The sequence below is a fragment of the Paraburkholderia phymatum genome, from assembly GCF_038900715.1.
Lineage (GTDB): Bacteria > Pseudomonadota > Gammaproteobacteria > Burkholderiales > Burkholderiaceae > Paraburkholderia > Paraburkholderia phymatum_A.
On record NZ_JAYMRZ010000024.1, the window covers coordinates 1 to 18,920 of the forward strand.

The window sequence follows — 18,920 nt, forward strand, 5'->3', positions numbered from 1 at the left end:
ATACTTCACCCGTGGCCGGAGCAACGCTTTGCCGTCAAGCACCCGAGGTAGGAGCCGTATGCCTGAATTGGGCACGTACGGATCTGTGCAGGGGGTGTCCAGCAATGGAGATTCCTACTGCGATCAGGCCGGACACAGCTGCATGCTCTACGACGACGGCCTCGCGCTGTCCAAAGTGCTGGCCCGTTCGACGATCGACATGCTCGTGCTCGACTGGCACGCGCTGCGCCTGTCGGGCACGGATGTACTGAAGGCGGTCCGCTCGGTCGGCGGCGAGCGGATGCCGGTGGTGTTCGCGTCGAAGGACGACGCGGAAGAAAGCGTCGTGCGCGCGTTCATGCTCGGCGCCGACGACTACGTCACGTTGCCCACGCGTCCCGCCGAGTTCCGCGAGCGGATTTCCGCGCTGCTGCGCCGCGCTTATCCGGAACGGTACGGCAAGGACAGCTTCGATGTCGGGCATTATCACTTCGACACCCGCCGTCAGCTCGTCACGCTGCGCGGCACACCCGTGCAGCTGTCGGGCACGCAATACCGGCTGGCATCGCTGTTCTTCTCGAACATCGGCCGTGTGCTGTCGCGCGATCACATCTTCGCGATGGTCTGGGGACGCGAGTTCCGCGAAGTGACCCGCACGATCGACAGCCATGTGTCGCGTCTGCGCCTGCTGCTGCAAATCGATCCGCACAACGATTTCCGTTTGCAGCCCGTGTACAAGAGCGGCTATCGGCTGCTGCATCTGCGCAACGAAGAAGCCGTCGTGCAGCACGCCGAAGCGGCCTGATCGTATTCCGTCTCGCACGTGGTTCATGCGGCGGCTTCGGCCGCCGCATTTTTTTGTGCGCGGCTTTTGCGCGATGTCCCTGCGTGTCGACTTCGCGCGCCGGTCACTCTTTACAGACGCTCTCGCTTACAGCTTCGGAAGCGCCGGCCGCGTTTCGATCGAATGACGGATCAGCGCTTCGACGGCCTTGCGTTCATCGCCTGCGAGCGGCAGGCGCGGCGGGCGCACCGGCTCCGTGCCCAAGCCGACGATCGCCTCCGCGAGCTTGATGTTCTGCACGAGCTTCGCCGAAACGTCGAGCGCCAGCAGCGGCGCGAACCAGCGATAGATCGTGCGCGCTTCCTCCAGCCGTCCCGCCTTCAGCAGCCGATAGATCGCGACCGTCTCGTGCGGGAACGCGCAGACGAGCCCCGCGACCCAGCCGTGCGCGCCCATCAGCATCGCTTCCATCGCCAGATTGTCGACGCCGCACAGAATCGCATAGCGGTCGCCGACTGCATTGATCAGGTCCGTCACGCGCCGCACGTCGCCGCACGACTCCTTGATGGCGACGATCTTCTTCTCATCGGCGATTTCGGCGAACATTTCCGGCGTCATGTCGACGCCATAGGCGAGCGGATTGTTGTAGATCATCAGCGGCAGCGGGCTCGCATCGGCGACCATGTGGAAGTGGTTCAGCGTCTCGCGGCGGTCGGACAGATAGCGCAGGCCGGGCAGCACCATATAGCCTGCTGCGCCGTGTTTCGCGCCCGCTTCGGCCTGACGGCAGCCATCGAGCGTGCTGTTCTCGGCGATCGTCAGCAGCACGGGCACGCGGCCGCGCGATGCCTCGACGGCCACGTCGAGCACTTGCAGCTTTTCGTCGAGGGACAGCGTGGACGCCTCGCCAAGCGATCCGCACACGATGATGCCGTCGACGCCCGCATCGATCTGCGCCTCGATGTTCTTGCGGGTCGCTGCGCGGTCTATGCTGAAATCCGCGTTGAATTTGGTGGTGACTGCGGGCAATACGCCTTCCCAGATGTGCGCCACAACTGCTCTCCTAAAAGTGATGAGTCGAGTGCAGTGTAAGCAGCGAATATCCGGGTGTCTTGCGCGAATCGCGCGTCGCGCGTGACGATTTCAGCACAGTGTCTGTGCGATGACGATCCGTAATTCAAGGCGCATTTGTTGACTCATGACCGTGATCCGCATTGCTCCGCCCAAGTGACGCATGCTCGCGATGTCGCCTCACGATGCGACGCCGGAACATGCCGATGACCGTTCAATGGATCAGCCGGCGGCGCATCAAGCACGCAATCAGCGTTTCGCTGATTATGCCGAAATCGTCACAATCCACGCGCAGCCGTTTCAAGACTGCGCGGTGCCGCATTCCTACCATGAGCGTCATGAAAACCCTGAACGTAATCGATTCGCACACGGGCGGTGAGCCAACCCGCCTCGTCGTGTCCGGTGGCCCCGATCTCGGCGGCGGCACGCTTGCGCAACGGCTCGACGTGTTTCGCGCGCGCTTCGACGACTGGCGCGCGGGCATCGTCACCGAGCCGCGCGGTTCGGATGTGGTCGTCGGCGCGCTGCTATGCGAGCCGGATCACAAGGAGTGCGCGGCGGGCGTGATCTTCTTCAACAACGTCGGCTATCTGGGCATGTGCGGACATGGGACGATCGGGCTCGTCGTGTCGCTCGCGCACATGGGGCGCATCGGGCCGGGACGGCATCTGATCGACACGCCCGTGGGCATCGTCGAGGCGACGCTCAATGACGATCTCAGCGTGTCGGTGCGCAACGTGCCCGCGTACCGGCATCGCAAGCATGTGACCGTCGACGTGCCGGGCTTCGGATCGCTGACGGGCGACGTCGCGTGGGGCGGCAACTGGTTCTTCCTCGTCGCCGATCATGGCCGCGCGCTCGACGCGTCGAACATTCCCGAACTCACGCGCTTCAGCTCGGCGATCCGCGATGCGCTCACCGCGTCGGGCATCACAGGGGCGAATGGCGCGCTGATCGACCATATCGAACTGTTCGGTCCGGGCTCGCGTGAAGGAATCGACAGCCGGAGTTTCGTGCTGTGCCCGGGTAACGCATACGACCGCTCGCCGTGCGGGACGGGAACGAGCGCGAAGGTCGCGTGCCTCGCCGCCGACGGCAAGCTTGCGGCCGGCGCGGTGTGGCGGCAGGAGAGCATCATCGGCAGCGTGTTCGACGCAAGCTATATAGATGGCGGCACGCGGAACGACATCCACGCCGTCATTCCGACCATCACGGGGCACGCGCACATCATGGCCGAAAGCCGCCTGTGCTTCGACGAGCGCGACCCGTTCGCGTGGGGCATCCGCACGGTATGTCGGCCGACGTGGTGATCGTCGGCGCGGGCATCGTCGGCGCGGCGTGCGCGGCGGAGCTCGCCGCGCGCGGTCTGCGCGTCACGGTGCTCGACGCGCAGGGCATCGGCGGCGGCGCGACGGCGGCGGGCATGGGGCACATCGTCGTGATGAACGACTCGCCCGCTGAATTCGCGCTGAGCCGTTATTCGCGTGAGCTGTGGCTCGATCTTGCGCCGCAGTTGCGCGCGCGCGATGCGTTCGCGCGTTGCGGCACGCTCTGGGTCGCCGCCGATGCCGAGGAACTCGACGCCGCGCGCACGATGCAAGCAGCGTTCGCCGCGCAACACGTCGCGGCCGATCTGCTCGATGCGCGCGCGCTGTACGACTGCGAGCCGTCGCTTGCGCCGGGCATGGCAGGGGGTCTTCTCATCGCGGACGACAGCATCGTGTACGCGCCATCCGCCGCGCAATGGCTGCTCACGCAATCGCCGGCGGCAGCGCTGATCGATGTGCGGCTCGATACGCGTGTGACAGCGCTCCACGGTCATCAAGTCACGCTTTCGAACGGCGAACGTATCGAGTGTGCGCATGTCGTCGTCGCGAACGGATTGCAGGCGGCTGCGCTCGTATCAGGGCTGCCGTTGCAGCCGAAGAAGGGCCATCTGCTGATCACGGACCGCTACCCCGGTTTCATTCGACATCAACTGCTCGAACTCGGCTACATCAAGAGCGCGCATCACGCGACGGGCACGTCGGTCGCGTTCAATGCGCAGCCGCGTCCGACGGGACAACTGCTGATCGGCTCGTCGCGCCAGTTCGACACGACCGATCCGGCCGTCGAAATGCCCGTGCTCGCGCAGATGCTCAAGCGCGCCGCGCGTTATCTGCCCGAATTGCCCGCGCTCAACGGCTTGCGCGCATGGACGGGATTTCGCGCGGCGTCGCCGGATGGCTTGCCGTTGATCGGGCGCGCCGGCAGCGCGGCGCCCGGCGTGTGGCTCGCCGTCGGACACGAAGGGCTCGGCGTGACGACGTCGCTCGGCACGGCGCAACTGCTCGCCGCACAGATCACGCAGACGCCCGCCGCGATTTCCGCCGATCCGTTCCTGCCCGCCCGCTTCGAGCCCTGCCATGTCTGATGCACAACGTCCACGCATCCGTGTGGTGATCGACGGCGAGCCGGTCGATGTCGAACAGGGCGCGACCGTCGCCGCGGCGCTCGCGGTCTGCAGCGCGAGCATGAGCGGGACGCGCGCATCAGTGACGGGCGAGTTGCGCGCCGCGTTGTGCGGGATGGGCATCTGCCATGAATGCCGCGTGACAGTCGACGGACGCGCACATGTGCTCGCGTGTCAGACGTTGTGCCGCGATGGCCAGATCATTCAGACGGCGAGGCGGCGATGAACGACGCGCATTTCGATGTCGTCGTCATCGGCGCGGGGCCCGCGGGTCTCGCTGCTGCGCGCGAGGCGGCGAAAGCGGGTGCGCGCGTCGCCGTGCTCGACGACAATCCGCGCGCGGGCGGACAGGTGTGGCGCAATGGGCCGACGCATCCGCCGTCAAAGGCGTTGACCGCTCATTTGCAGGCGATAGGGGCGATGCGCGCTACCGATCCGAACGATCCGAACGATACGAACGCCCGCGTGACGCTGTTGCAATCGACGCGCGTCGTCGCGCCGCTCGACGGACGCCGTCTGCTGATCGAATCGGCCGAAGTCGGCGGCGCGCGCATCGGCTACGAGCGGTTGATTCTCGCGACGGGCGCGCGCGAACGGCTGCTGCCGTTCGACGGCTGGACGCTGCCCGGCGTGACGGGCGCGGGCGGCTTGCAGGCGTTGATCAAAGGCGGCGTGCCCGTGCGCGGCGAGCGCATCGTGATCGCGGGCAGCGGGCCGCTGTTGCTCGCGTCGCTGGCCACCGCGCGCGCGGCGGGCGCGCGGATCGTCGCCGTCGTGGAGCAGGCGTCATGGGCGTCCGTGATGCGCTTCGGCGCGTCGCTTGCGGCCACGCCCGCGAAGCTCTGGCAGGCCGCGCAATTGACGCGCGGCTTCGCGGGGCTGCGCTATCTGACGTCGGGCGCCGTGCGTGCGGCGCAGGGCGACGGGCGCGTCGAGCGCGCGCTCATCGAGCGAGCCAATGGGCGCATCGTGTCGGTCGATTGCGACCGCATCGCTTGTGGCTACGGGCTCGTGCCGAACACGTCGCTCGCTCAGGCGTTGGGCTGCGTGACGGACGACGACGGAGCGATCATCGTCGACGACGCTCAGCACACGTCCGTCGATTCCGTGTTCGCGGCGGGCGAATGCACGGGCGTCGGCGGGATGGAACTGGCGCACGTCGAAGGGCGGCTTGCAGGTCTGCATGCTGCGGGTGTTAATGACCAGACGCTCGTCGACGCGCTCGTGAAGGAACGCGAGCGTTGGCGTCATTTTGCGCGGCGCGTCGAGACGGCATTCGCGTTGCGCGATTTTGCGCGCGCGATGCCCAGCGACGACACGCTGCTGTGCCGCTGCGAGGACGTGTCGATTGGAGAGGTCCGCGTGCATGCGAGCTGGCGCGATGCGAAGCTGCACACGCGCTGCGGCATGGGCGCGTGTCAGGGGCGCGTGTGCGGCGCGGCGGCGCACACGCTGTTCGGGTGGCAGGTCGCACAGACGCGTCCGCCCATCAGTCCCGCGCAGATCGGTACATTGATGCTGGCCGCCGACACACACACGCTCGCCGACTGACAAGCCGCGAGCGTCGACCGCGCTGCGCGGCAAGCACCTCACGCACATGGAAGGCACGCGTCAGACAAAAAGTCGCCTGCGAACCCGCAAAGCGAATTTCTTCGCGCGCATCGCGCCGCCCTATAATCGACCAGCCCCGCGAGCGTTTGCCGGGGCCGACATCTACCGTTCACCGCAGTTCATGCACGGAACCCGCACGATGAACACGCTCGCACATACGCTCGACGCGCTCGATCCGGGCGACGCGTCGCTCGCCGGGATGCTTTCGCATTTCGCGCTGCTCGGACCCGTCTTCGACGCGATGCCCGACATCGTGTTCTTCGTGAAGGACGCGCAGGCGCGCTATGCGCTCGTCAATCGCACGCTCGTGTCGCGCTGCGGATTCAAGGAGAAAGAGGCGCTGCTCGGCAAGACGGCGGAAGAGGTGTTCCCGAGCCGCTTCGGCCGGATCTATACGGCGCAGGACAAGGCCGTGATTCATGTCGGCAGCCAGATGGTCGATCAACTGGAACTGCATCTGTATCCGGGCCGGCAGCCGGGCTGGTGCCTGACCTGCAAGCAGCCGTTGCGCGATGCGTCGGGGCGCGTGGTCGGTCTGGCCGGCATCTCGCGCGACCTGCGCGCCGACGAAAGCAGCCACCCGGCGTACAGCCGGCTCGCGACGGTCGTCCAGTATCTGCAAGAGAACTATGTGCAGCCGCTGAACCTGAAGCATCTCGCGGCGATGGCGGATATGTCGGTGGCGCAGCTCGAACGGTATTTCCACAAGGTGTTTCATCTGACGCCGCGTCAGGTGCTGCTCAAGACGCGCCTCGATGCGGCGACGTCGCTGCTCGTCTCGCACGACAAGGTGACGGATGTCGCCGCGTTGTGCGGATACACCGATCACAGCGCGTTCACGCGTCAGTTCAAGGCGACGGTCGGCGTGACACCGACCGAATACCGGATGCTGTTGCACGGCACTTCGCGCAACTAGCAGTCAATCGCGCCGACGCCCGCCACGAACGGCCTCATGCATATCCAGTCGAGCGCGCTCAGAAGAAAAATCCAGCAAACGATGCCTGTTCGCCGTCAAAAGCTTCGCTACTACGTGTATGTGGTGGCGCTCGACGATACCGTCTGGAACGTGGCACGCTTTCGGCGCGCGAATCCCGACTATCGTTTCGAACGTCCGTGCGTGTATGTGGGAATGACGGGGCTGGACCCGGATCTGCGTTTCGACCGGCACAAGGCGGGCATCCAGTCGAATCGCTACGTGCGCGACTACGGCTTGAGGCTGATGCCGGAATTGTATGAAGTGTTCAACCCGATGCCATACGAAGGCGCACGCGATATGGAAGTCGAGCTGGCGATCGGATTGCGTGAAGCCGGTTATGCCGTGTGGCAGGCGTGATGACTCGGCGAGCGGTGCGAGGGGCGCTAGAAGCGCGGCGCGCTGCCGTAGACGTTCAGCGGACGCCGAGTCCGCGCAGGATCGCGTTGCCTTCGGGTGTCAGACGGATATGCGATTCGCCCGCATCGGTGGAGACGGTCTCGACCAGACCCGCTTCCTGCAGCATCGGAAGCTCCGGTTTCGCAAACGCGGCGACGGGCGCGTGCAGCAACAGCAGCAGCGTGGCGATTTCATGCGGGCTCAGAAGGCGGCGCAGAAGCGTCGTTTTTTTCGGCGCAGTCGTCGTGATGGCGGCGTGCGCCGGCGCGGCCGATGATCCGGCTGCGCTGCGCTTCGTCAGGTCGTTACGGTCGTTGAAGTAATCCATCCAGGGCACCTTGTGCGGAACGCGGGTCAGTGTCGAAGACGAATCGTGACGGCCAAGACTTAAACGATTCTTAAAGTCCCCGCCCAGCGGCCTTTGCCGGGCCGGCGAAGTTGTTTCATCTAGTTACATCGTCGCGGCCACTCAACGCCGAAAGCCGCCTTCAAGGCGCGCATTCCTTGCTCGCGCCTTCGATCCACAGATTCGACGTGTTGCGCTTGCCCGCGTAATAGCGGAACGTCGTGCCGCCGTTATCGGTGCGGACCTTGACGATGTTCGAATCGCCGAAATCGAGCATCTGGCCTTGCGGAATCGGCGTGGCCTTGACGGGCGTGTCGTGCTTCGCTGCCGCCTGGGTCATGCATCGGATGACGTCGTCGGTCGAGCGGTCCGTCATCGTGTCTTTCATCGGATCGCCGGCATCCGGATTGTGCGACGCCTGATATGCCGCGCAGGCGGCGAGAAACAGCGGAACGGACAGGGTGACGGCTAGCTTCCTCATAACTCTCCTTCGCGTTGGCGGCTGCGCATCGGTGCGCGGCGTGACTGCCGCGCCCGTCGGCGAAATGCCGCGAAACATTCGGGAAATTATATCGACGCAAGCCGCATGCCCGGCGTTCGGCCGGCTGGCGCGGCGATGCCGGTCCGCTCCGGAAGTGCCCGCCGTCCCTTCCGCAAGCGCGATTTGAAGCGTGTTCCGGCGACCCGGGCGTCACGACTTTCGTACCACTTGGTTACTACTATTCGCTGTCTGCTTCACGAGAAGTGCATGAAAAATAACGGCTTGTGCGATGCAATTTAAAACTAACTAGATCGTACAAATTCAGTAGAAACCCCAAAAGACGCGCGCCGGATACAGGTGCAAACTTCGGTTCACGTCGCGGAACAACGTCGTTGAGGCGGTTTGTGTTTTCCGCGCGGAGAGTCAATTTTGTGGAGCGGTCAGTCATGAGCTTTGCGTCGGTGCTGGTCCTGAACGGACCCAATCTCAACCTGCTCGGCACGCGAGAGCCGACTATCTACGGCGCGGAAACGCTCGACGACGTCGCGCGCCGTTGCCGCGAGGCGGGCGAACGGCTCGATCTCGCGATCGATTTCCGTCAGTCGAACGCCGAGCATCAGCTGATCGACTGGCTCCACGAAGCGCGCGAAACGCAGCAGGGCATCGTGATCAATCCCGCTGCCTATACGCATACGTCGGTCGCGATCGCGGATGCGTTGTCGGCGATCGCGAAGCCCGTGATCGAAGTGCATATCTCCAACATCCACAAGCGCGAGTCGTTCCGGCATCACTCGTATGTGTCGGCCGTCGCGGAAGCCGTGATTTGCGGCTGCGGCACGCAAGGCTATGTGCTCGCGCTGGAGCGCATGGTGGAAATCCTGAAGTCGAAGAAGGTGAAGTAATGAGCACGCAATCGTATCTGGTGGGTCTGATCGGCTCGGGCATCGGCGGATCGCTGAGTCCCGCCATGCATGAAGAAGAGGGCCGTCGGCTCGGCCTGCAATACGTCTACCGGCGCATCGATCTCGAAGCGCTGAAGCTCGACGCGTCCGCGTTGCCGGAGCTGATCGTCGCTGCCGAGCGGATGGGCTTCAACGGCTTCAACGTGACGTATCCGTGCAAGCAGCAGATCATTCCGCTGCTCGACGAACTCGCCGACGACGCCCGCGCGCTCGGCGCCGTCAACACGGTGCTGTTGCGCGACGGCAAGCGCATCGGCCACAACACCGACTGGTCCGGCTTCGCGCGCGCGTTCCAGCGCGGCCTGCCGGGCGCGAATCTCGATCGTGTCGTGCAACTGGGCGCGGGCGGCGCGGGCGCGGCCGTCGCGCACGCGGCGCTGATGATGGGCACGCGCGCACTGACGGTGTTCGACGTCGACAGCGCGCGTGCGAAGTCGCTCGCCGCCGAATTGCAGGAGCGCTTCCCGGCCGCGACGGTGAGCGCGGGCGAGTTCCTTCAAGGCGCAATGGAACAGGCCACGGGCCTGATTCACGCGACGCCGACGGGCATGGCGAAGCTGCCCGGCATGCCGTTGCCCGCCGAGCTGCTGCATAGCGCGCTGTGGGTCGCCGACATCGTCTATTTCCCGATCCGCACGGCGCTGCTGCAAGCCGCTGAAGAAGCGGGCTGCCGCACGTTGAGCGGCGGCGGCATGGCCGTGTATCAGGCCGTCGACGCCTTTCGCATCTTCACGGGCCGCGAGCCGGACCCGGAACGGATGTACGCGCACCTGCAGTCGCTGCTGAACCGCTAACACCCGCTACTACGCACTACGACAGGTCCTTCCCCAGGACACGGAGACAACCATGCCGCAATCGATTCAACATCCCGACGCATCGGCTGCTCAGCCGAAGAGCGTGGCCACCGCGCGCCGCTCGAAGGCGCGCTACGGCATCCTCGCGCTGCTCGCGATCGGAACGATGATCAACTACCTGGACCGCACGGTGCTCGGCATCGCCGCGCCGCAGTTGACGAAGGAACTCGGCATCAGCGCCGCGCTGATGGGCGTGATGTTCTCGGCGTTCTCGTGGAGCTATGTCGCGTCGCAGATTCCTGGCGGACTGTTTCTCGACCGCTTCGGCAGCAAGATCACGTACTACCTGTCGATGACGCTCTGGTCGTGCTTCACGCTTGCGCAGGGTTTCGTGCACAACGTCGGCGCGCTGCTCGCGTGCAGACTCGGCCTGGGCGTTACGGAAGCGCCGTGCTTTCCGACCAACAGCCGCATCGTTGCGACGTGGTTTCCGCAAAGCGAGCGCGCGATGGCAACGGGCACGTACACCGTCGGCGAATACATCGGACTCGCATTCTTCAGCCCGTTCCTGTTCGCGCTGATGGGCGCATTTGGATGGCGCTCGCTGTTCTGGGTCGTCGGCGGCGTGGGTGTTGTGTTTGGTCTCGTGTGGTGGCGCTTCTATCGCGAGCCGCGCGATCATCCGGGCGCGAACGCGGCCGAGCTGGAGTACATCGAAGCGGGCGGCGGTCTGACGCATCGCAAGGCATCGAGGGAAGCAACGGCTGCGACCGGTAACAACGGCGGCTTCAGCTGGCGCACGATCGGGCAACTGCTGAAGCATCGTCAACTGACGGGCATCTGTCTCGGCCAGTTCGCGGGCAACTCGACGCTGGTGTTCTTCCTGACCTGGTTCCCGACTTACCTCGCCACCGAGCGCCACATGGGCTGGCTCAAGATCGGCTTTTTCGCGATCATGCCGTTCATCGCGGCTTCGATCGGCGTGATGTTCGGCGGCACGTTCTCGGACTGGCTGCTGCGCCGTGGCGTGTCGGCTAACGTGGCGCGCAAGCTCCCGATCATTGCCGGTCTTCTGCTCGCGTCGACGATCATTCTCGCGAACTATGTCGAGAGCAACGTGACGGTGATCGTGATCCTGTCGGTGGCGTTCTTTGCGCAGGGCATGGCGGCGCTCGGCTGGACGCTGGTGTCGGATATCGCACCCGACGGACTGCTCGGCGTGACGGGCGGGATCTTCAACTTCGCTGCGAACCTGGCGGGCATCGTGACGCCGCTAGTGGTCGGCTTCATCGTGTCGGCGACGGGTTCTTTCGTGGGCGCGCTGGTGTTTATCGGTGTGGTCGCGTTGATTGGGGCACTGTCGTATATCTTTATCGTTGGGGATATAAAGCGGATTGTGTTGCACGATTGATGTTTTTTTGTCTGCGACGCTATTGGTGCTTTTGCCTTTGCGCTGGCATCCGCTTAGCGCCTCGCGGCGCGGGCGTTGCCCCTGTGCGGGGCGGCACCTACTTTTCTTTGCAGCGGCAAAGAAAAGTAGGCAAAAGAAAGCCGCTCACACCGCCAGTGCTTGACGATTACCCACGGGCTCTCAACGTCCCCGTGTTTCATGCGGCAATGTGCTCGCTGATGTTCGTTGCCAATGTTCCGGCTAAACGCCTCACCCACTTCATGCACGTGTGGCACGGCTAAGGGTATCGAATGTTTCAGCGCCGCATGTCGGTAGTGAATGGAGGTTGCAGTGTCGTACAGGACACCGCCCGCAGTTGTAGCCGCATCGCGTAGCGATGGTGTCCTGTGTGGTGCGATGGCCTACACACAGTTTGCCGCAAAGGGGCCGAGGATGTCCGATGTCGCGGGCTGCAACGCGGGTGCATGAAGCAGGTGAGGCGTTCGGATAATGCGCTGGCAACGAACATGAGCCATGAGTGTTGCCGGTTGAAGGATAGGGACGTTGAGAGCCCGTGGGTAAAGGTCAAGCGCGGGCGGTGTTAGCCCGCTTTCTTTTGCCTACTTTTCTTTGCGGCGGCAAAGAAAAGTAGGTGCCGCCCCGCACAGGGGCAACGCCTGCGCCGCGAGGCGCTAAGCGGATGCCAGCGCAAAGGCAAAAGCACCAAAACAAAAGCCGGTGCAAACAAAAGCAATGCCGCCCCGCACAGGGGCAACGCCCGCGCCGCGAGGCGCATCGCGGATGCCAGCGGCACGCTGGAAAATGGCCACGCAATCGCGGATGCCAGCGAAAAAAAACCAAAACCCAACCAGCGTCGCAGACGAAAAAAACAAAAAGACCTTAAGCGTCGTTCCGCTTGACAAACCTCAACGTCGCATCGACGATCATCGCCCGATGCCGCGCCCGCAGCCTCGCATGCGAAGGATCGCGTCCGAACGCCGTGCCGAACGTATGCCGGTTCGCGATCCGGTGAAAGCACAGCGAACTGATCAGCAAGTGCAGATCGATCGCATCGATGTCGTCGCGGAAGTCGCCCGATGCGACGCCCCGCGCGAGCAGATCTTCGATCGTGCGAATCACGCTCGCGTTGCGGCTCTTGAAGGTCTTCACCTGCTCGATGTACTTCGCCCCGTGAATGTTCTCGATCGTCACGAGGCGCACGAAGTCGCGATGCTTGTCGTGATAGTCGAACGTGAACTCGACGAGGCTGCGCAAGCCTTCGACAGGGCTCATGTCGCTCACGTGCAGATCCTGTTCGAGCGAGCGGATGTCGCCATACACCTTTTCGAGCACGGCCTCGTACAACCCTTCCTTGCTGCCGAAGTAGTAGTAGAGCATGCGCTTCGTGGTGTTGGTGCGCTCGGCGATCGCGTCGACGCGCGCGCCCGTGAGTCCCATCGACGAAAACTCCTGCGTGGCTACCTCGAGGATGTTGCGCTTCGTCTCTTCGGGATCGTATTTGCGCCGTGGTTCGGAGATTTCTTTGGGGGTGTCGACTGGCTCGGGCGCAATAGCTCGGCTTCCCTTTTTCATTGTGTATTCCGGCGGCGATGACGATTCATTCTAGCATGTCGAAAATACCGTCCGGCGCGGCCTGGCGGCATCCGCGACGTTCCTCGCGACGCAGGCGCGCGAGCCGCGCCACGCATCTCATGACGCACGCCGCGGACGATCCGCGAGCGCATCGCGCGTCTGCATCGCCGTGTAGGTCAGTTGCGCGGCCGCCAGCCCCAGCGCACCGAACGTGTGCGTGAGGCCGAACGTCGCGAACGCTTCGGGCACGGGGCGCTCGCCCGCGATGGCGGCCGCGAGCAGTTCGCCGGAAACGGTCGTCGGCGCCATGCCGTGTCCGCCGAAGCCGACCGCATACCAGACCCCGTCCGCGCTCTGGCCGATCTGCGGCATCTTGTGCCGCGCATAGCTCATCAGGCCGCCCCACGCGTGTTCGATGCGAACGTCGCGCAGTTGCGGATAGACCCGCAGCAAATCGCGGCGCAAAAGGCGCGCGATTTCGTCGGGCTCGCGCTCGAGAATCGAAATGCGCCCGCCCCACAGGATGCGCGTGTCGGGCAGCGGCCGGTAGTAGTCGAACGCGAAACGCGTGTCGTAGACGGCGGAAGGGCAGGCGATCGCCTCGGACAGACGCGCGCCGAGCGGCTCGGTGGCCATCACGTAGGTCGCGATCGGCAGGACGGCGCGCTCGACCCGCCGATAGACGTTGCGCGCATAGCCGCCGCCCGCCATCACGACATGCCGCGCGTCGATCGACGCCTGCGCCGTTTCGACGACGAAGCCCGCGCCTTGCCTGCGCAAGGCCGTCACGGGCGACTTCTCGTAGATGCGCACGCCCGCCCGTTCCGCCGCGCGCGCGACGCCCAGCACATACTTCAGCGGATGAAAGTGGAACGCGTTGCGCTCGAAAAGGCCGCCGTGATAGCGCGACGTTTTCAGCCGTCCGGCGAGTTCGGCGGCGCTCAACGTCTCCCATTCGACGCCGAACGATTCCTTCATCAGACGGCGCTGGCTTTCGAGCCGCGCCGCATCGTCGAACCAGTTCGCGAGGATCGCGCCCGCGTCCGTCGCATCGCACGCGATCGCGTAGCGCCGGATGCGCGTGCGCATCAGATCGACGGCATCGATCGTCAGCGCGTAGAGCTCGCGCGCCCGCGCCGGCCCGAGGATTTTCAGCAGGTCCGCGCAATCGAGGCTGTAGCCGCCGAACACGAAGCCGCCGTTGCGGCCCGATGCGCCATAGCCGACCTGGTTCGCCTCGACCACGACGACATCGCGCACGCCGCGCTCGGCGAGCCCGAGCGCAGTCGACAGCCCCGCCAGTCCGCCGCCGACGATGCACACGTTCGCGCTCAGTTTGCCAGCCGATGCGGGGCGCGCGGGCCGCTCGACGGTTGCTTCGTAGTAGCTCTGCATAGGGCGTTGAGAGTCAGGTGCGCGGCTATGTTACTCAAATTCGTCCGCGCGTCATATTCGGTATACCGAAGCGGTCGGCGCGGGCGGTTTTGCGTTGGCGCAAGCGCGCACATTGCGCCGGCATCAGGCCGCCAGGCTCGCGCGCGACGCTTCGTGAATCCGGCGTCACTGTGCCCGCGCGCCGAAAACGGCGGCTTCGTTGCGCATCCATGACAGCTATGTTGCGCGGCGTACTCACTTCACGAAGTCGTCGCACTGCCGACACCTCGCAACAGCGCTTTACGCGGTAGACTGACATTAGTCGAGGTTAATGTGGTCAGGCATCTGCAAGGAGACGCCGCCATGAACCGGCCACTACGGTTTCCGCTACGCGCAATCGGCCCCACGTCCGTCTGGAAGTGGTTCAAGTGGCTCTTTTTCGCCGCGTTTCTCGTGGCCGTCGCGATCGGCGTGCGCTTTGTCCCGATCGAAATGGACACGTCAAGATTGCAGGCCCGCTACCTCTCCGAGCTCACCCGCGACGTCGGTTTTACCGTTGCCACAGGCCCGAGCGACAACATCCGTTTTCCCACCGACGGCCCCTACGACATCCGCCTCGGCTACGCGCTGCTGCCGGCGTTCGAACGCCGCCTGAAAGAGCGCGGCTTTTCTGTTGCATCGCAGGCGCGCGATTCGGAACGCATGGCGTCGCTCGCGGACGACGGCCTTTTCATTCCTTACGAAGAAAAGGATCAGGCAGGGCTGATGCTCTACGACTCGACGGGCGCGCACCTGTTCGGTTCGTCGTATCCGACGCGCGTCTATGACGATTTCGCGTCGGTGCCGCCCGTCGTCGTGTCGGCGCTGCTTTTCATCGAAGACCGGCATCTGCTCGACGCTGACCAGCCGAACCGCAATCCCGCGATCGACTGGACGCGCTTCAGCCGCGCGCTGATGGACCAGGGCATGCGGTTCTTCAACCGTCATCAGGCGCAGCCCGGCGGCAGCACGCTCGCCACGCAGATCGAGAAATTCCGCCACTCGCCGGGCGGCCGCACGGCGACACCGCAGGAGAAGCTGCGGCAGATCGCGTCGGCATCGGTGCGCGCGTATCTCGACGGTCCGCGCACGATGCCCGCGCGCGAGCAGATCGTCGTGCGCTACCTGAACTCGGTGCCGCTCGCCGCGCAGCCGGGCATCGGCGAAATCAACGGAATCGGCGACGGGCTCGCCGCGTGGTACGGCCGCGATTTCGACGAAGCGAACCGCGTGCTGAAAGCGCCATCGACGCCCGACAATCTCGCCGAACAGGGCCTCGCGTTCCGTCAGGTGCTGTCGCTGATGATCGCGCAACGCGGGCCGTCGCACTTCCTGCTGCGCAACAACGCCGAACTCAATGCGCTGACGGAAAGCTATCTGCGTCTGCTGGCCGCGAACGGCGTGATCGGCGCGCAACTGCGCGACGCGGCGCTCTCGCAGCAACTCGTGCTGACGCGCGGCAAACTCGCGACGCCCCAGGATTCGTACGTCGCGCGCAAGGCCGTCACGTCCTTGCGCACGCATCTGATGTCGTCGCTCGGCGTGTCGAATCTGTATGACCTCGACCGCCTCGATGTGCGCGTCACGTCGACGATGAACAACAAGGTGCAGCAGGACGTCAGCGACCGGCTCGCCGACGCCGCGACACGCGACGGCGCGCAGGCGGCGGGCCTGTACGGCTTCAACATGCTGCAGCCGAAGGACGATCCGTCGAAGATCGCGTTCAGCTTCACGCTGTTCGAGCGGAGCGGCGGCGAGAACCTGCTGCGTGTGCAGACGGACAGCGTCAACCGTCCTTTCGACATCAACTCGGGCGCGCGCCTGAACCTCGGCTCGACGGCGAAGCTGCGCACGCTGATCACGTATCTGCAGATCGTGACGGAACTGAACCAGCGTTACGGGCAGATGAGCGTCGACGAATTGCGCGCCGTGAAGCCCGAACGCGAAGACGCGTTGACGCGCTGGGCCGTCGATTATCTGATGCACACGAAGGACCGCTCGCTCTCCGCGATGCTCGATGCGTCCGTCGAGCGCAAGTACTCGGCGAACGCGGGCGAGTTGTTCTACACGGGCGGCGGCGCGCAGGCGTTCACGAACTTCGAGGCCGACGAAAACTCGCGCATCCTCACCGTGCACCAGGCCTTCCAGCATTCGGTGAATCTCGTGTTCGTGCGGCTGATGCGCGACATCGTCCACTACGAAACGATCAGGACGTCGGGCCCGTCGTCGCAATGGCTCGACGATCCCGACACGCGCAAGATGTACCTGACGCGTTTCGCCGATCAGGAAAGCCGTGTGTACATGAATCGTTTCTACACGAAGTATCACGGCAAGACCCAGGATGAGATGGTCGCGATCCTGCTGCGCGGCGTGCGCAAGTCGCCTCCGAAGCTCGCGACCGTGCTGCGCAGCGTGCGGCCCGATGCGCCGCAGGCGTGGTTCAACGAGCAGATGCGCGCGCAACTGAAGAACACGCCGAAGGCCAATCCGCCCGACGATGCGCTCGCGCAGCTCTACGCGAAGTACGGCATCGACAAGTTCAACCTGAACGACCGCGCGTACATTTCGAGCGTGCATCCGCTGGAGCTGTGGCTCGTCGACTATCTGCGCGTGCATCCCGATGCGAGCGCGAACGAAGTGATGGACGCGAGCCGTGACGTGCGCGCCGACGCGTACAAGTGGCTCTTCAAGACGCGCTATCACGCGACGCAGGACCGCCGCATCCGCCGCATGGTCGAGCAGCATGCGTACGACGCGGTCGGCAAGTCGTGGCAGGCGCTCGGCTATCCGTTTGCGCATCTGACGCCGTCGTATGCGGCTGCCATTGGCGCATCGGGCGACAGGCCGGCGGCGCTCGCGCAACTGATCGGCGTGATCGCGAACCAGGGCGAACTGGCGCCGACGCACAGCATCGCCGATCTCGAGTTCGCGAAGGGCACGCCGTATGAAACGCGCTTCGTTCACGCGGCGCCGCAGCCGAACGAAGGCGTGTCGCCGGATATCGCGCGCGTCGTGCAGGGCATGTTGCGCGATGTCGTCACGGGCGGCACGGCGAGGCGTCTCGCGGGCGGCATGACGTTCCCCGACGGCAAGACGATGGAGGTTTACGGCAAGACGGGCACGGGCGACCAGCGCCTCAATATCTACGCGAAGGGCCGCAGGCTGATCGAGTCGCGCAAGGTCAACCGCACGGCGACCTTCGTGTTCGCGATCGGCGACCGCTTCTTCGGCACGCTGACGGCCGTCGTGCACGAGCCGTATGCGAAGCGCTACGACTTCACGAGCGCGCTCGCCGTGCAGTTGCTGAAGTCGATGGCGCCCGCGTTGCAGCCGTTGCTCGACGAGCCTGCACCGAAAGACAGCACAACGCCGAAAGTCGCGGGCAGCGCGTCGCCGGATGAGGGCGCCGCGCCGCGCGCTCAATAGCCGACGTCGGTGGCCGGCTTCAGAAACAGTTCGTGCATCGGCGCGAAGTGCGCGTAGAGCGGCAGGATCGCGCCGCCCATCGCGCGCGCGTCCGAGCCGATCGTGCCTTCGAGCAACTGCGGACGCACGATGCCTTCCCATTCGAACCGGTCGAGCACGCGCTCCGTGCGCCGGATGATTTCGCGCACCAGTTGCCGGTCCACTTCGCCGTCGATCACCACCGCTTCGAGATCGAGCAGCGCCGCCGCATTCGTCAACGCGCCGGCGATCGCGGGGCACGCGGTGTCGAGCCATTGCTCCGTCAGACGCCACAGGTCCGCCGACAACGCGCGATGATCGTGCGCGGCAGTCGCTGGCGCGCCCGCATCGACGAACAGCTTTTCGAGCACGAAGCCCGATGCCGCATGCAGCAGTTGCCGCGCGGGTTGACGTGAGCCGCCGCCCGTAATCGGAATCGACCCGACGGCGCCCGCGTTGTCGTGCGGACCGCCGTGCAGGCGTCCGTCGATCACGAGCCCGCCGCCGATGAACGTCCCGACGAACAGATACAGAAAGTTGTGGATGCCACGGCCCTGGCCCATCACGAGTTCGGCGGCGCAGGCGGCGGTCGTGTCTTTCGCGAACTCGACGGGCAGGCCCGTCATCGACGCGATGCGCGCGCGGATGTCGATGTCGTTCCATGCGTCGAGCGCCTCGCCCGGCGCGCCGAGAAAGTCGCGCCAGCCGCCGAGCCACAGCGGCGCCGCGACGCCCACGCCGACTACCTTCGCACGCCGCGCGCCGAGCGTGTCGTTCACGCGCGCGAGCTTGCTTTCGAGCGCGGGAAAGAGCGTGCGCGGATCGGGGTACGCGTACTCCTGCACTTCGCGGCAGCACACGCGCCCGAGAAAGTCCATCGCGAGCACGTCGAGACTGCGCCGCCCGACTTTCACGCCGATCGTATACGCGCCTTCCGCGCGCAACGCGATGGGCACCGACGGCTGCCCGATGCGTCCGCGCACGCGCGCCTGTTTTTCGAGCAGGCCGTCGTCGATCAGACGCTCGACGATCATCGACACGGTCTGCATCGACAGACGCGTGAGCCGGCCCACGTCGGCCTTCGGCAGCGGCCCGTGCAAGCGGATCGCCTGCAACACGATCCGCTCGTTGAACTGCCGCATGCCGACCTGGTTCGATCCGACCGTGCGTTTCAGCGGTGAACGGGTGCCCGTATCCATCGACGGTATCTGGTTACTCGTGCTCATTC

18 protein-coding genes are annotated in these 18,920 nt (G+C 65.0%); 12 read left to right on the top strand and 6 right to left on the bottom strand.

The window, feature by feature from the left end; genetic code table 11:
- Positions 1 to 85 precede the first annotated feature (85 nt).
- The gene (locus VSR68_RS32985) at positions 86 to 784 is read left to right on the top strand and encodes a response regulator transcription factor (protein ID WP_428983646.1); all 699 of its coding nucleotides are present in this window, start codon (positions 86 to 88) and stop codon (positions 782 to 784) included.
- A gap of 126 nt (positions 785 to 910) precedes the next feature.
- On the opposite strand, the gene VSR68_RS32990 is transcribed toward VSR68_RS32985, so the two are convergent.
- Entirely contained in the window at positions 911 to 1,816 is a 906-nt protein-coding gene (locus VSR68_RS32990) for a dihydrodipicolinate synthase family protein (RefSeq protein WP_342943778.1), read from the bottom strand.
- Positions 1,817 to 1,997: 181 nt separating this feature from the next.
- Here VSR68_RS32990 and VSR68_RS32995 point away from each other — a divergent pair, with 181 nt between their 5' ends.
- From VSR68_RS32995 to VSR68_RS33025, 7 genes are all read left to right on the top strand, one after another.
- On the top strand, positions 1,998 to 2,213 hold the full coding sequence (locus VSR68_RS32995; protein ID WP_342943779.1) for a hypothetical protein: 216 nt from the start codon (positions 1,998 to 2,000) through the stop codon (positions 2,211 to 2,213).
- Complete coding sequence (locus tag VSR68_RS33000; RefSeq protein ID WP_342943780.1) at positions 2,164 to 3,144, top strand: 4-hydroxyproline epimerase; 981 nt, start codon at positions 2,164 to 2,166, stop codon at positions 3,142 to 3,144. The genes VSR68_RS32995 and VSR68_RS33000 overlap by 50 nt, the downstream gene beginning before the upstream one ends.
- Positions 3,126 to 4,247 (top strand): FAD-binding oxidoreductase, encoded by a 1,122-nt coding sequence (locus tag VSR68_RS33005; RefSeq protein WP_342943781.1) that lies wholly within the window; start codon positions 3,126 to 3,128, stop codon positions 4,245 to 4,247. Before VSR68_RS33000 ends, VSR68_RS33005 begins: the two co-directional genes overlap by 19 nt.
- Complete coding sequence (locus VSR68_RS33010; protein WP_342943782.1) at positions 4,240 to 4,512, top strand: 2Fe-2S iron-sulfur cluster-binding protein; 273 nt, start codon at positions 4,240 to 4,242, stop codon at positions 4,510 to 4,512. Before VSR68_RS33005 ends, VSR68_RS33010 begins: the two co-directional genes overlap by 8 nt.
- On the top strand, positions 4,509 to 5,837 hold the full coding sequence (locus tag VSR68_RS33015) for an FAD-dependent oxidoreductase (RefSeq protein WP_342943783.1): 1,329 nt from the start codon (positions 4,509 to 4,511) through the stop codon (positions 5,835 to 5,837). Before VSR68_RS33010 ends, VSR68_RS33015 begins: the two co-directional genes overlap by 4 nt.
- Before the next feature lie 199 nt (positions 5,838 to 6,036).
- Positions 6,037 to 6,813: an AraC family transcriptional regulator gene (locus VSR68_RS33020; RefSeq protein ID WP_342943784.1), complete on the top strand. Its 777-nt coding sequence runs from the start codon at positions 6,037 to 6,039 to the stop codon at positions 6,811 to 6,813.
- A gap of 81 nt (positions 6,814 to 6,894) precedes the next feature.
- Positions 6,895 to 7,230 carry a hypothetical protein gene (locus tag VSR68_RS33025; RefSeq protein ID WP_342943890.1) on the top strand — a complete coding sequence of 112 codons (336 nt, stop codon included), beginning with the start codon at positions 6,895 to 6,897 and terminating at the stop codon, positions 7,228 to 7,230.
- A 55-nt stretch (positions 7,231 to 7,285) separates the two neighbouring features.
- Here the strand turns inward: VSR68_RS33025 and VSR68_RS33030 are convergent, their stop codons facing one another.
- Together VSR68_RS33030 and VSR68_RS33035 are read right to left on the bottom strand one after the other, a co-directional pair.
- A complete protein-coding gene (locus VSR68_RS33030; RefSeq protein ID WP_342943785.1) occupies positions 7,286 to 7,597 on the bottom strand; it encodes a hypothetical protein in 312 nt (103 codons plus the stop codon).
- A 160-nt stretch (positions 7,598 to 7,757) separates the two neighbouring features.
- Complete coding sequence (locus VSR68_RS33035) at positions 7,758 to 8,096, bottom strand: hypothetical protein (RefSeq protein WP_342943786.1); 339 nt, start codon at positions 8,094 to 8,096, stop codon at positions 7,758 to 7,760.
- Positions 8,097 to 8,542: 446 nt separating this feature from the next.
- Here VSR68_RS33035 and aroQ point away from each other — a divergent pair, with 446 nt between their 5' ends.
- From aroQ to VSR68_RS33050, 3 genes are read left to right on the top strand one after another with little or no spacing between them, the layout of a single operon-like run.
- Entirely contained in the window at positions 8,543 to 8,998 is a 456-nt protein-coding gene (aroQ, locus tag VSR68_RS33040) for a type II 3-dehydroquinate dehydratase (protein WP_342943787.1), read from the top strand.
- A complete protein-coding gene (locus VSR68_RS33045; RefSeq protein ID WP_342943788.1) occupies positions 8,998 to 9,852 on the top strand; it encodes a shikimate dehydrogenase in 855 nt (284 codons plus the stop codon). Before aroQ ends, VSR68_RS33045 begins: the two co-directional genes overlap by 1 nt.
- 52 nt (positions 9,853 to 9,904) lie before the next feature.
- Positions 9,905 to 11,263 carry an MFS transporter gene (locus tag VSR68_RS33050; RefSeq protein ID WP_342943789.1) on the top strand — a complete coding sequence of 453 codons (1,359 nt, stop codon included), beginning with the start codon at positions 9,905 to 9,907 and terminating at the stop codon, positions 11,261 to 11,263.
- An 879-nt stretch (positions 11,264 to 12,142) separates the two neighbouring features.
- Here the strand turns inward: VSR68_RS33050 and VSR68_RS33055 are convergent.
- Positions 12,143 to 12,835: a TetR family transcriptional regulator gene (locus tag VSR68_RS33055; protein ID WP_342943790.1), complete on the bottom strand. Its 693-nt coding sequence runs from the start codon at positions 12,833 to 12,835 to the stop codon at positions 12,143 to 12,145.
- Positions 12,836 to 12,952: 117 nt separating this feature from the next.
- Complete coding sequence (locus VSR68_RS33060) at positions 12,953 to 14,230, bottom strand: FAD-binding oxidoreductase (protein WP_342943791.1); 1,278 nt, start codon at positions 14,228 to 14,230, stop codon at positions 12,953 to 12,955.
- 342 nt (positions 14,231 to 14,572) lie between these two features.
- Between VSR68_RS33060 and VSR68_RS33065 the strand changes: the two genes are divergently transcribed.
- Entirely contained in the window at positions 14,573 to 17,674 is a 3,102-nt protein-coding gene (locus VSR68_RS33065) for a transglycosylase domain-containing protein (RefSeq protein WP_342943792.1), read from the top strand.
- Here VSR68_RS33065 and VSR68_RS33070 read toward each other — a convergent pair.
- Positions 17,668 to 18,891 carry an ROK family transcriptional regulator gene (locus VSR68_RS33070; RefSeq protein WP_342943891.1) on the bottom strand — a complete coding sequence of 408 codons (1,224 nt, stop codon included), beginning with the start codon at positions 18,889 to 18,891 and terminating at the stop codon, positions 17,668 to 17,670. The two genes, VSR68_RS33065 and VSR68_RS33070, sit on opposite strands and share 7 nt — an antisense overlap.
- Positions 18,892 to 18,920: the final 29 nt, after the last annotated feature.

What these genes read in the sequence shown, in the direction of transcription:
- VSR68_RS32995 (WP_342943779.1), top strand. Translation starts at nt 1,998, where the DNA reads ATGCTCGCGATGTCGCCTCACGATGCGACGCCGGAACATGCCGATGAC.
- VSR68_RS33045 (WP_342943788.1), top strand. Translation starts at nt 8,998, where the DNA reads ATGAGCACGCAATCGTATCTGGTGGGTCTGATCGGCTCGGGCATCGGC.
- VSR68_RS33030 (WP_342943785.1), bottom strand. Translation starts at nt 7,597, where the DNA reads ATGGATTACTTCAACGACCGTAACGACCTGACGAAGCGCAGCGCAGCC.
- VSR68_RS33060 (WP_342943791.1), bottom strand. Translation starts at nt 14,230, where the DNA reads ATGCAGAGCTACTACGAAGCAACCGTCGAGCGGCCCGCGCGCCCCGCA.
- VSR68_RS33050 (WP_342943789.1), top strand. Translation starts at nt 9,905, where the DNA reads ATGCCGCAATCGATTCAACATCCCGACGCATCGGCTGCTCAGCCGAAG.
- VSR68_RS33035 (WP_342943786.1), bottom strand. Translation starts at nt 8,096, where the DNA reads ATGAGGAAGCTAGCCGTCACCCTGTCCGTTCCGCTGTTTCTCGCCGCC.
- VSR68_RS33070 (WP_342943891.1), bottom strand. Translation starts at nt 18,891, where the DNA reads ATGGATACGGGCACCCGTTCACCGCTGAAACGCACGGTCGGATCGAAC.
- VSR68_RS33055 (WP_342943790.1), bottom strand. Translation starts at nt 12,835, where the DNA reads ATGAAAAAGGGAAGCCGAGCTATTGCGCCCGAGCCAGTCGACACCCCC.
- VSR68_RS33020 (WP_342943784.1), top strand. Translation starts at nt 6,037, where the DNA reads ATGAACACGCTCGCACATACGCTCGACGCGCTCGATCCGGGCGACGCG.
- VSR68_RS33010 (WP_342943782.1), top strand. Translation starts at nt 4,240, where the DNA reads ATGTCTGATGCACAACGTCCACGCATCCGTGTGGTGATCGACGGCGAG.
- VSR68_RS33015 (WP_342943783.1), top strand. Translation starts at nt 4,509, where the DNA reads ATGAACGACGCGCATTTCGATGTCGTCGTCATCGGCGCGGGGCCCGCG.
- VSR68_RS33000 (WP_342943780.1), top strand. Translation starts at nt 2,164, where the DNA reads ATGAGCGTCATGAAAACCCTGAACGTAATCGATTCGCACACGGGCGGT.
- VSR68_RS33005 (WP_342943781.1), top strand. Translation starts at nt 3,126, where the DNA reads ATGTCGGCCGACGTGGTGATCGTCGGCGCGGGCATCGTCGGCGCGGCG.
- aroQ (WP_342943787.1), top strand. Translation starts at nt 8,543, where the DNA reads ATGAGCTTTGCGTCGGTGCTGGTCCTGAACGGACCCAATCTCAACCTG.
- VSR68_RS33065 (WP_342943792.1), top strand. Translation starts at nt 14,573, where the DNA reads ATGAACCGGCCACTACGGTTTCCGCTACGCGCAATCGGCCCCACGTCC.
- VSR68_RS33025 (WP_342943890.1), top strand. Translation starts at nt 6,895, where the DNA reads ATGCCTGTTCGCCGTCAAAAGCTTCGCTACTACGTGTATGTGGTGGCG.